The following is a 12,176-nucleotide window of genomic DNA, read 5'->3' as shown; positions in this document are numbered from 1 at the left end:
GTATTAATTTAGATCATTTAAAAAAGAAGTGAGAGGGCTACTAGCTTCTGCTTGATTTTTAATGGGAGCTAGTTTGGCGTTATAAGCCATTCTGCCTGCTTCAACAGCTATTTTAAAAGCCATTCCCATGTCTACTGGATTTTTGGATACCGCAATGGCAGTATTTACGAGAACAGCATCTGCTCCCAATTCCATAGCTAATGCGGCATGAGACGGTGCGCCAATACCAGCGTCAACAATTACGGGAACGTTGCTTTGTTCAATGATGATTTCTAAAAATTCAAGGGTTTTGATGCCTTTGTTACTTCCAATAGGAGCGCCTAATGGCATGACACACTGCGTGCCTACATCTTCTAAACGCTTACATAAAACGGGATCGGCATGAACATAGGGCATCACAACAAATCCAAGTTTTACCAGTACTTCGGCAGCTTTTAAGGTCTCAATAGGATCGGGGAGTAGGTATTTGGGATCAGGGTGGATTTCTAGTTTTACCCAATTGGTTTGAAGTGCTTCTCTTGCTAATTCGGCAGCAAATATAGCTTCTTTTGCAGTTCTGACACCAGAGGTATTTGGAAGTAAATTAATTTGATTGCCTCTTAAATGAAAGAGCATGTCGTCGGATTCGTTCTCTAAATCTACACGTTTTAACGCTACTGTAACCAATTCGCTTTCTGAAGCTATGATAGCCTCACGCATTTTATTGGCACTACTAAATTTACCAGTTCCTGTGAATAATCTCGACTTAAAAGTCTTATCAGCTATTTTAAGTGTATCTGTTCTCATTTTATAATTTTTGATTGGGGTGCCAAACCTGTTCTCGTTCAGAAGGGGTGTTTAAAAGTTTGTTGAATTGACTAATTTTATTAAAATCTTTAGTAATGTCTCCAGAAACCGCAATACCATGAACTCCAGTCTCTAAAATTTCAGGAACATCTTTTATAATGATACCTCCAATGGCAATAATAGGCGTATTGGTTTGTAACGTTTCAAGTATAGTTAGGTATGCGTTTGTACCTAAAATAGGACTTAATTTATCCTTGGTTGTGGTAAAACGAAAAGGTCCCAAACCTATATAATCCACTTTTTTTTCGATTAGTATCTCGCAATCTTCAAGTGTATTGGCAGTACCTCCAATAACTTGCCAAGTTTCTAAATATTTTCTTACTATGATTGGGCAAGCATCATTTTTTCCTAAATGCACGCCATCCGCTTTTATTTTCTTTGCAACTTTATAATAATCATTAATGATTAAACGTGTTTGAAAATGCCCAGTAATTTCTCTGGCTTCTTCAGCGGCTTTTAAAATCTTTTTTTCAGATATATGTTTTAAACGCAGTTGTACCAATTCTGCCCCAGAAGTACATGCTTTTTTAATGTTTTCCAGATGTTCTTTTGTGGTATTACCTTGAGATATATAATGGAGTTTAGGGATCATAATATTTGTTATTGGTTATTTGAGTTTATATCACAAGGGTGTTGAAAGGTGTTGTTGTTATGTGTTCCTAATAAACTATGATTTGAATTCAAAAACAGATCTATATACTGTTTTGCATTTTTAGCAGCGTCTTCTAATTCGATTTTCAAAGCGAGATTACTTGCAAGCGTGGCAGATAACACACAACCACTTCCATGTTTTTCAGAAACCTTATTGGTATTTGGAGGTATGTTTACTTTAACAATTTCACTGTGGTATAAGATATCCCAACCTTTTTTATCGGTTCTGTGCCCGCCTTTTAAATAAATATTGGTGAGCTTAGAAATATGTTCAATCGTATTTTCAATAGTTAAATTTGGATATAAGCTTTTAATTTCGTCATAATTAGGGGTGATGATAAAACACTGTTTCCATATGTTGTCTAATAAACCTTGGTTTTCGGTTTCATGAAAATCAAAACCAGCACTGGCTTTAATAATGGGATCCAAAACAATTTTAATATCAGGATTTAACAAGTGTAATTTGTTTAATATACGTTTTAATATTTTCCAAGATTTTACAATACCAATTTTTACAATATCAATATCAAAACGTTCAAAAAGGACTTCAATTTGAGCAATAATAACATCGGCGTCTGTCCATAAACATTGTTTAAAATCAATATCATTTTGTATAGTAACTGCTGTACAAACAGATAAGCCATAAAGACTATGTGCTTCAAAGGTTTTAATGTCTGATGTTAGGCCAGCACCACCTGAAGGGTCATGACCAGCTATGGTCAATATGTATTTGGTCTCATTCATTTATTGTTCAAAATGACTTTTCATTTTTTTGAAAGCTTTCACAGGTTTGTTATGGTTCCATATACCTCCTAAAACGCCAACACCTTTAAAACCTAGTTTGTCAAATTCAGGGAGATTATCGGTCGTAACACCACCCATTCCAATAATGCGTTTATCAATATAATTGATATCAAAGCCTTTACCTTTATAGCCTTCTTTTGAGATTGAAGAAAAGACAGGACTTAACAAGTGATAATCAAATTCAAATTCGCAATGATCTAAATCATCAGGATCATGGAATGAACTGCTAATAGTTTTACCATACATATTTAATCCTTTAAAATATTGTCCTGGGTTATCTATGTGGTCTCTTCGTTTTTGTTCCTGAAAGTGAATGCCTTTTAAATTGTATTCATTGATTAGTTCATGAAAAAAATGAACCACAATTCGACTATGATATTTAGTGTTGACTTGATCTAAATAATCGCAATGTTCCTGATAGTTTTTTTTAGGTTTTCTTAAGTGGTAGTATTCTAAACCAGCTTCGAAAAGCTGATTTAGAATTACAAGTTCATTGCGAATATCCTCTTCAGGAGCAATTAATACAATCATGGTCTATAAATATACTTCGCTTCCTTTTTCTTTAAATTCTTTCGATTTTTCTTCCATGCCTTTTTGCACGACTTCATCATCAACAACATCATTTTCGGCCGCGAAGTTGCGTACCTCCTGGGAAATTTTCATTGAACAGAACTTTGGACCGCACATAGAACAGAAATGAGCAATTTTAGCACCATCTGCTGGTAAGGTCTCATCATGGTATGCCCTTGCCAGTTCAGGATCGAGTCCGAGGTTAAATTGATCTTCCCAACGAAATTCAAATCGGGCCTTACTTAAAGCATTGTCCCTGTGTTGTGCGCCTGGGTGCCCTTTTGCTAAGTCGGCAGCATGTGCTGCTAATTTATAAGTGACAACACCTGTTCTAACATCCTCTTTGTTTGGTAATCCCAGATGTTCTTTTGGAGTAACATAACAGAGCATGGCACATCCATACCACCCGATCATGGCAGCGCCAATTCCAGAGGTAATATGGTCGTAACCTGGCGCAATATCTGTGGTTAATGGTCCCAGTGTATAAAAAGGTGCTTCATCACAAACTTCTATTTGTTTTTCCATGTTTTCTTTAATCATGTGCATAGGCACATGTCCAGGGCCTTCTATAAAACATTGTACGTCTTGTTCACGTGCAATCTTGGTAAGCTCGCCCAATGTTTCCAATTCGGCAAACTGTGCTTCATCATTGGCATCTGCTATAGAACCAGGGCGTAATCCATCTCCTAAAGAAAAAGCAACGTCATATTGTTTTAAAATAGCACAAATATCCTCAAAATGGGTATAAAGGAAATTCTCTTTATGATGAGCCAGACACCATTTAGCCATAATGGAACCTCCACGAGAAACAATTCCTGTAACACGGTTAGCGGTCATGGGAACATATCTCAATAATACTCCGGCATGGATGGTAAAGTAATCAACCCCCTGTTCTGCTTGTTCAATTATGGTATCTCTAAAAATTTCCCAAGTTAAATCTTCTGCGACTCCATTTACTTTTTCCAAGGCCTGATAAATTGGTACGGTTCCCACAGGGACAGGTGAGTTTCTAATAATCCATTCTCTGGTTTCATGAATGTTTTCTCCAGTTGATAAATCCATGATGTTATCAGCTCCCCATCTACAAGCCCAAACGGCTTTTTCAACCTCTTCTTCAATGGAAGATGTTACAGCAGAATTGCCAATATTGGCATTGATTTTTACCAAAAAATTTCTTCCCAAAATCATGGGTTCCGCTTCGGGATGATTAATATTTGAAGGAATGACCGCACGTCCTCTTGCAACTTCAGAGCGTACAAATTCAGCAGTGATTTTAGAAGGAATGGAAGCTCCAAAGTGCTCACCTTTGTGCTGCTTTCTAATTTCGGTCATTTCGTCAATTCGCTGATTTTCACGAATGGCTATATATTCCATTTCTGGTGTTATAATGCCTTGTTTTGCGTAATGCAATTGGGTGACATTTTTTCCTTCTTTGGCTCGTAATGGTTTTTTGAGTAACGAAAATCGCATATGATCCAATGAAGCATCATTCAAGCGTTCGTTGCTATATTTAGAAGTAAATTGGTCTAATGTTTCAACATCATTACGATCTAAAATCCATGGCTTACGAATGGGATCAATGCCCTTATGAACATCAATATCTTTATTGGGGTCTGTATAAGGTCCCGAAGTATCGTATACGGTTACTGGTTCGTTAGGAGTTAATCTCCCTGTCATGGCATTTTTAGTATCACTAAGAGAAATTTCTCTCATGGCCACTTGTATGCTTGGGTGTATTGTGCCTTGTACATAGATTTTTTTGGAATTAGGAAACGGATTTCTCGAAATTTTCCCTTCTTTTGGAGCTGTGTCTTTTGTTTTCATTTCATAAATACTTTTAGTACTGGCATAGTATTAACCACCTTGTGTTGCTTGAATAATTAAAATTTGATCATTGGAGTTGATGTTATGGGAATCCCATAATTCCTTTGCTATGATTTGATTGTTAATAGCAAAAGCAATGCCTTTAGTCGGTGACTTGATTTTAACAAGTAATTTAGGAATAGTGATCGTTTCTTCAACCTCTAATACTGTCTCGTTTACCGATATTTTAATCATAAATAATACGTTTTTAATGATTTATTTATAACTAAAGGTTGAGACAAAATACTTTGAAATGAAAGCAGATCTATTGAAAATAGAAGATACTTTAATAAGAAGTATGTGATGCAATAAGTTGCATTTTAACTTTTTCCTTCGCTGGTACTAACCATAATCAGGTTCAAAGGGTATGTCTCAGTCCCTGAAAAGGAACACCCCTAAAGTTTTATAATGCAAACTTATTTAAAAATTTGGATTCTGACCACATTTTTAACAAACAATATGGGGTTTCTAGTAACGAGTATTTTACTTAGTAAAATGTTATTTATGAATTGTCTAAGTCTAAAAAACACTATCAAAATCAACTTTTTTTATATAATAAATGGTTAAGTTGTTGATTTATAGTTGTTTATTTTTTAGGTGTTTTGGAAGAAAAGCCTACAGTGTTTAGTTTTAGTCAAGTTGGTTTATTTAGTTCTTTTGTAAATACTGCGATATTTGTTTATAAATATCTAAATATGAGAAATTTATATCTACTCTTTTTTGTATCCCTTTTTATTCTTAATAGTGCATCTTTTGCTCAGGTAAATATAAATGTGAATCTCAATGTTAAACATTCTGTAGAAAACTTTTCTGAATTTGATAGGTCAAAATTTATAACGATCCATTCCAATCAAGGAGAAAATGAATGGAATGGTAATAATTTTACATCAGATTTGAGAGATCATTTTTTGAATGGTTATAATGTATATTTAGGTAGAGAGACTGGACGTATTACTTGGCAGTTAAATCAGATGCAACAAGATCCAGCTAGGCCAGGTTATGTAGATCCTGTGGAAATAGCCTCTAGGGGGCTGTCTTATTCCAATTTATTTGCAGCAAATACAGCTTGGCACCCATATGAAGATAGGAAAAATTTAGTTATTGCAGGGCAGTTACATCCTTTTTGGACTGGAGAGAGTCAACGTGCAACAAGTCAAGGATGGAAACTGGCAAATGCTACTGCTGTAGGGGAGTACATGGGGCGTTATGTAAACGAATTTCATGGAGGAAATAGCGAAGAGACACCTACCTATGTTGAAATAATTAACGAACCTGCTTATGAAGCCTTAGGTGGAAAACTGGATTACACAAATTCGATTCAGGAGATAGCTGACTTTCATGTGGAAGTGGCCGATGCCATTAAAGTACAGGCCCCAAACTTAAAGGTAGGAGGGTATACTACTGCTTTCCCTGATTTTGAAGTTGGCGATTTTCAACGGTGGCATAATCGATGGAAATTGTTTATGGATGTAGCTGGGGATAAAATGGATTTTTGGTCCATACATTTATATGATTTCCCTTCGATACGGAATGGACAGAAAGAATTGCGTTCGGGAAGTAATATAGAAGCTACTTTGGATATGTTGGAACATTACAGTAAACTATCGTTTGATGTGGTAAAACCAATTGTGATTTCAGAATATGGTGCACAAATGCATGATTATTCAAGAGATACATGGAGCCCTTTTAGGGATTGGTTACATATAAAAGCTTCAAGCTCTCAATTGATGTCCTTTTTGGAACGGCCAGAAACTATAGCATCTGCTATAAATTTTATTATAGTAAAAGCAGAGTGGGGGTATGATAATACATTGGATATCCCTTACAACCATCGTTTAATGCGTAAGGAAAATGAACCTTCAAGTTATACGGGGCAATGGGTGTACAGTGATATGGTTAAGTTTTATCAATTATGGCAAAATGTAGAAGGTACTAGGGTTGATACGACTTCAGATGACCTGGATATTCAGGTTGATGCTTATGTGAAAGGCGATAAAGGATATATTATATTGAATAATTTGAATTTTGAACCGACAACTATTAACCTAAATATATTTGATGATGCCAATAGAAATATTAACAGTATTTTTAAAAGGCATTTAACACTATCTGGAAATGTGCCTGTTCTGGATGAAGAGACATTGACGTCTCACATATCGTCGGTGGAATTAGGGGCAGAATCAACTATGATTCTAGAATATACATTTAGTGATGTTATTCAGGTTGATAAAACTTCCGATGAGAAAAAATATTATGCCACATCTTACCTAAAATCCATAAGTGCCAATCAGGATATCATATTCAATATCAATAATATTTCAAAAGAAAAAACTTATGGAGAAGCTGTGTTGCGAATAGGGGTTGGACGCGAGCATGGCAAATCACTGCACCCTACTGTAAAAATTAATAATCAAGATATTACCGTTCCAACAGATTGGCGTGGTTACGACCAAGCTCAAAGGGAACGTTTTTTTGGGGTTTTAGAAATTCCAGTAACTTTCGATTTACTTCAAACAAATAATACCATTGCTATTCAATTTAATGATGATGGAGGTCATATTAGTAGTGTAAGCATGCAGGTATTTAATTTTAGCCATAATATAAGAGACATTGACCCAGCAACATTCCCTTCTGATAATTATAAAATTAAATCGACTAGTACAACCTGCCCAGATAAAAGTAATGGAGAAATAGAAATAGATACACGATTTCGGCATAATTATAAGCTCAATATATCTGGAAACGGGGTTGATGAAAGTTTCGACTTTACAAATAACTTAAAAGTTAGCGATTTAAGTGCTGGAACTTATAAACTTATTATTACAGTAGAAGGGTATCCCGATTATAATATAGAATTTGATATTGAAATAACAGAACCAGATGCCTTAGATGTATTTTCAAAAGTAGATAAGTTTTCTCGTTCTGTAAATTTAAAACTCTCTGGAAGCAAAGTTTACCACATCGATTTAAATGGTAAAATAATAACGACTTCTTTTAATGAAATTGATCTTGAATTAAGAAATGGAAAAAATACCATAAAGATATCAACAGATAAGGAATGTCAAGGTGTTCATAATGAAAGTGTTTTTATTCAAGAAGCTAGCCTTATTTATCCCAACCCAACGAGTAATGAGTTTTTACTTGTTGTACCTGATAAAATGATTAACGGAACGGTTTCAATTTATAGTGATGTAGGAAGTTTAATATTGTCTAAGAAGATTTTGAAAGTTAATAACCTGATTAAAGTTAGAAACTTGCCTAACGGTATTTACTTTATTACTACCCATAAAGAAAACAACGATTATATCTTTTCTAAGTTAATTATTAAAAAATAATTTTAAAGCAGTTTTGTTTCTAAGTAATTAATTAAACGGGAGATATAGCAATTAAAAGGGTTTGGTTATTAATAATCTTATTATAAATGAACTAGCAATTTATAGGCGCCGTTATATTAAGATTTTGTAAAGTTTTTGTCTAGTATGATTTATGTATGAGACATTAAAATTAGCCTATATTACAGGTTAATATTATAAAATCACAAAACATATCTATAGAGGCCATAAGCTAAACGAAAAGCAATCAAAGTTCAGATTGGTTTATATACTGTATATATAAAAACTACAGAGTCTGAGGAGATTCTTTAATAGAAACTTCTAGTGCCTTAAAATATTCAAAATAGAAAACAACAATTAAAAAATAAGTAGATGTCTGGAAAACAATTATACACAATTAGAATTGCAGCTATTGTTGCATTGGGTGGTTTTTTATTAGGATTTGATGCTTCTGTAATTTCTGGAGTGGTAAAATTCATAGAACCTGAATTTAATCTTACAAAAATACAATTGGGTTGGGCAGTAAGTTCTATTACGCTCACAGCAGCCTTAGGGATGATTATTGCTGGCCCTATGAGTGATAAATATGGACGATGCAAGTTATTAAAATATGCAGCGATCTTATTTACAATTTCGGCTATTGGTTCTGCGCTAGCTACCACATTTTATTGGTTAATTATTTTTAGAATGATTGGAGGGTTGGCTGTTGGTGCTGCCTTAATCATTGCGCCCATGTACATAGCAGAGGTTGCACCTCCCGATAAACGTGGTCAACTAGTGTCGTTTAATCAATTAAACATTGTTATAGGTATATCGTTAGCCTTTTTTACCAATTATTTAATACTTCAATGGGGAGACTCTAATGCCTCCTGGACGCAATCGTTAGGTTTTGGAAAGTGGAATTGGAGGTGGATGTTAGGCATTGAGGCTATACCAGCTATTTTATACTATTTAGGCTTGCATATGGTGCCTAGAAGCCCAAGGTGGTTAATGATTAAAAACAGAAAAAATGAGGCTTTAGAGGTCATGAAAAAAGTAGTGCCTGAAGAAGACGCACAAAATCAGATTAAGGAAGTTGAAAAGAGCATTTTTGAAGCTAGAAATAAAGAAAAGTCAAAGCTGGGAGACTTGTTTAAAAAATCAATGAGAAAAGTTATTATTATAGGGTTGGTTGTTGGTGTTTTTCAGCAAATTGTTGGTATAAACTCAGTTTTGTTTTATGCACCAATGATTTTTGAACAAACAGGAATTGGAACTGATGCCTCTTTTGTACAGGCGATATTGGTCGGGCTCACTAATTTGGTTTTTACGGTTATAGCCATATTGACTATAGATAAGCTTGGAAGAAAACCATTGTTGATTATTGGAATGGCTGGTATTGCTTTATGTTTATTCTTGCTGACCTACGGATTTAGTTCTGCTACTTATTCATTAGATGCCGATGCGATTGCAAGCCTTCCAGAAGCTATTAATAAAGAACAAATTGTTGTATTGCAGGATAAGACTTTCGATAATGATTTAGCTTTTAAGTCTGCTTTAGTCGATACTTTAGGGGAAGCTTCTGCTAAGGCCAATGAAGCTGTTATTGTAACTGCTGGAGCAAAAATGAATACCCTTTTAATTTTAATTGGAATATTAGGGTTTGTAGGATCTTTTGCTGCATCTATAGGACCTGTTATGTGGGTGTTGTTTTCAGAATTATTTCCAAACAAGATACGAGGCTTAGCCATATCATTTGTCGGTTTTATAAATTTAGCTGTGGCTTTCTTGGTTCAATTACTTTTCCCATGGGAGCTTTCTAAATTAGGTAATTCAACAACTTTCTTAGTATATGCTGTGTTTGCAGTAATAGGCTTGGCATTTATATGGTTTAAAGTTCCTGAAACTAAAGGGAAATCATTAGAAGAATTAGAAAAATTATTAATTAATAAATAAGAACACATGAAAAGTCTAGGTGATGGAAGTCTATTAATAAAAGTATTGTTTTTTAAACTGTTATTAAGCTTCATAATCCTACCATGTTTTGTAGGATGTAAACAACAAACAAACAATGAAGACATAGTTGTTAAAAAAGATACGCTGGTTTTATTCGATTTTGAAAATGCTGACAAATCTTTGATTAAAGCACAAGATGCCACATTTGAGCTGGTCGAAACAGAAGACAATAATTATATAAAAGTAAATAATGGTTTTACCATAAAAGAACCAGGTATAAAACTATTTAGTTCAAAAGATAAACCCTGGAATTTAAAAGATTATTATCAAGTAAAAGCAGATGTTTCAAATATAGGGGATGAGTTTATTCAAGTAGAATTATTTGTTGGTAACGACCCAGATGGACTTGTACGTTGGTATTGTTCCGATTATGTCGATCTGAACCCAGGCGAAAGCAAAACTATCACTATTGATTTAGCCTGGACACCATATGTTTTTGATCCACAAATAGAAGTTAATGGCCTTCGGGGCGTTCCTGGAAAAATAAAAACAGATATAAGTAAAATTGATGAGCTGACATTTTGTTCTCGTTATGCAACACAAGAAAATCAATTTACGGTTGATAATGTTAGGGCTGTTGGAACTTTAGAAAAAAGAAACCCAGATGATTTTTTCCCTTTTATAGATGAATATGGTCAGTTTATACATGATGATTGGAAAAATAAAATGCACTCTGAGGAAGCGCTTAAAAAGGCAGCAGAAAGTGAATTGGCATATTTAGAAACAAGCAAAGGACCAGAAAACATAGGAAAATACGGAGGTTGGAAAGCTGGTCCCAAATTAAAAGCGACGGGCTTTTTTAGAACAGAAAAGGTGGATGGCAAATGGTGGATAGTCGATCCAGAAGGGTACCTGTTTTGGTCGGCAGGTTTAAATTGTGTGTCTTCAAATTCAGTGCATACAGGTATTACACACCGAGAAAACTATTTTAAAAACCTTCCCCAAAGAGATAGCGAATTTTCATCCTTTTATGGAAAAGGAACATTTGCTACCCATGGATTTTATAAAGACAAACTTCCGTACGATTCGTATAATTTTTATCAAAGTAATTTATATAGAAAATATGGAGATGATTGGCTAAAAACCTTTCAGGATATGACGCATAAGCGAATTAAAGACTGGGGAATGAATACTTTCGGATTTGTATCTGATATTGGAGCGATACGTCAGGAGAAAACACCATTTGTTGGATCTATATGGATTAACGGGACTCCGAAAATCGAAGGTTCTGAAGGGTTTTGGGGGAAATTTCATGATGTGTTCGATCCAAATTTTAGAATTGCCGTGAGAAATTCGGTTGAACGTCAGAAAGAAGGCGCAAATAACCCTTGGTGTTTAGGTTATTTTGTCGATAACGAATTGTCTTGGGGATTGTTAGGGTCGCTTTCTGAAGGAACTTTAAAGAGCCCTGAAACCCAACCTGCTAAGATTGAGTTTGTTAACGACCTTAAATTAAAATACAATCAAATTGAAGCTCTTAATAATACATGGGGAACAAGTTATAAATCATGGGGAGGGCTTTTAACTTCCATAGAAACCCCTGATTTAGAAAAAGCCAAGGTTGATCTTGTCACTTTTTATGAAAAAATAGCGGATGCTTATTTTAAAATCATCAATGAAGAGTTAAAGCGTGTGGCTCCTAACCAAAACTATTTAGGATGTCGATTTGCTTGGGCAAATAATGATGTCGTACTCACTGCTGCCGGCAAGTATTTAGATATTATGAGTTTCAATAAATATGAATACAGTGTAGAAAACTTGTCACTTCCTGATGGAGTTGATAAACCTATTATGATAGGCGAGTTTCATTTTGGCGCCCTAGATAGGGGAAGTTTTCATCCAGGTGTAAAAAAATCGAAAGATCAAGCAGAACGAGGGCAGCATTATCAAGATTACATTCAGGGAGCATTACGGAACCCATATATTGTTGGAGCACATTGGTTTCAGTATATAGATGAGCCAAATACAGGACGTTTTGATGGTGAAAATTATAATGTCGGATTTATAGATGTTTGCGATAATCCCTATGAAGAGCTCATAGAAAAAGTAAAAGAAACAACATATGGGATGTATGAATTTCGTAGAGCACAATAAGAACATACGTTATTATTAAAA

The 12,176-nt window shown here is 34.7% G+C and carries 9 protein-coding genes and 1 riboswitch; of the genes, 3 read left to right on the top strand and 6 right to left on the bottom strand.

Annotation, left to right across the window (positions count from 1 at the left end):
* Positions 1 to 3: 3 nt before the first annotated feature.
* Genes HHX25_RS00680 through thiS form a run of 6 tightly spaced genes read right to left on the bottom strand, consistent with a single transcriptional unit; the run spans position 4 to position 4,929 of the window.
* Complete coding sequence (locus HHX25_RS00680; RefSeq protein ID WP_169669050.1) at positions 4 to 786, bottom strand: thiazole synthase; 783 nt, start codon at positions 784 to 786, stop codon at positions 4 to 6.
* 1 nt (position 787) lies between these two features.
* Positions 788 to 1,438, bottom strand: coding sequence for a thiamine phosphate synthase (thiE, locus tag HHX25_RS00675; protein WP_169669048.1), 651 nt, complete (start codon positions 1,436 to 1,438; stop codon positions 788 to 790).
* A gap of 8 nt (positions 1,439 to 1,446) precedes the next feature.
* Positions 1,447 to 2,241, bottom strand: a complete 795-nt coding sequence (locus tag HHX25_RS00670) for a hydroxymethylpyrimidine/phosphomethylpyrimidine kinase (RefSeq protein ID WP_169669046.1) — start codon at positions 2,239 to 2,241, stop codon at positions 1,447 to 1,449.
* A complete protein-coding gene (locus tag HHX25_RS00665; protein WP_169669044.1) occupies positions 2,242 to 2,832 on the bottom strand; it encodes a thiamine phosphate synthase in 591 nt (196 codons plus the stop codon).
* A 3-nt stretch (positions 2,833 to 2,835) separates the two neighbouring features.
* Entirely contained in the window at positions 2,836 to 4,695 is a 1,860-nt protein-coding gene (gene thiC / locus HHX25_RS00660; protein ID WP_169669042.1) for a phosphomethylpyrimidine synthase ThiC, read from the bottom strand.
* Between the two features lie 30 nt (positions 4,696 to 4,725).
* Positions 4,726 to 4,929, bottom strand: coding sequence for a sulfur carrier protein ThiS (thiS, locus tag HHX25_RS00655; protein WP_169669040.1), 204 nt, complete (start codon positions 4,927 to 4,929; stop codon positions 4,726 to 4,728).
* Positions 4,930 to 5,045: 116 nt separating this feature from the next.
* Positions 5,046 to 5,141: riboswitch (TPP riboswitch) on the bottom strand.
* Positions 5,142 to 5,429: 288 nt separating this feature from the next.
* On the opposite strand from thiS, the gene HHX25_RS00650 reads away from it, so the two are divergent.
* The 3 genes from HHX25_RS00650 (at position 5,430) to HHX25_RS00640 (ending at position 12,155) form a co-directional block, all read left to right on the top strand.
* Positions 5,430 to 8,069: a T9SS type A sorting domain-containing protein gene (locus HHX25_RS00650; protein WP_169669038.1), complete on the top strand. Its 2,640-nt coding sequence runs from the start codon at positions 5,430 to 5,432 to the stop codon at positions 8,067 to 8,069.
* A gap of 369 nt (positions 8,070 to 8,438) precedes the next feature.
* A complete protein-coding gene (locus HHX25_RS00645; RefSeq protein WP_169669036.1) occupies positions 8,439 to 10,001 on the top strand; it encodes a sugar porter family MFS transporter in 1,563 nt (520 codons plus the stop codon).
* 6 nt (positions 10,002 to 10,007) lie between these two features.
* Positions 10,008 to 12,155: a beta-galactosidase gene (locus HHX25_RS00640; RefSeq protein ID WP_169669034.1), complete on the top strand. Its 2,148-nt coding sequence runs from the start codon at positions 10,008 to 10,010 to the stop codon at positions 12,153 to 12,155.
* The last annotated feature ends 21 nt before the right edge of the window (positions 12,156 to 12,176 follow it).

It is taken from the genome of Flavivirga algicola (assembly GCF_012910715.1).
In the GTDB taxonomy this organism is placed as follows: Bacteria; Bacteroidota; Bacteroidia; order Flavobacteriales; family Flavobacteriaceae; genus Flavivirga; species Flavivirga algicola.
Note: the sequence above shows the minus strand (reverse complement) of the source record. Positions and strands in the feature narration are given on the sequence as shown.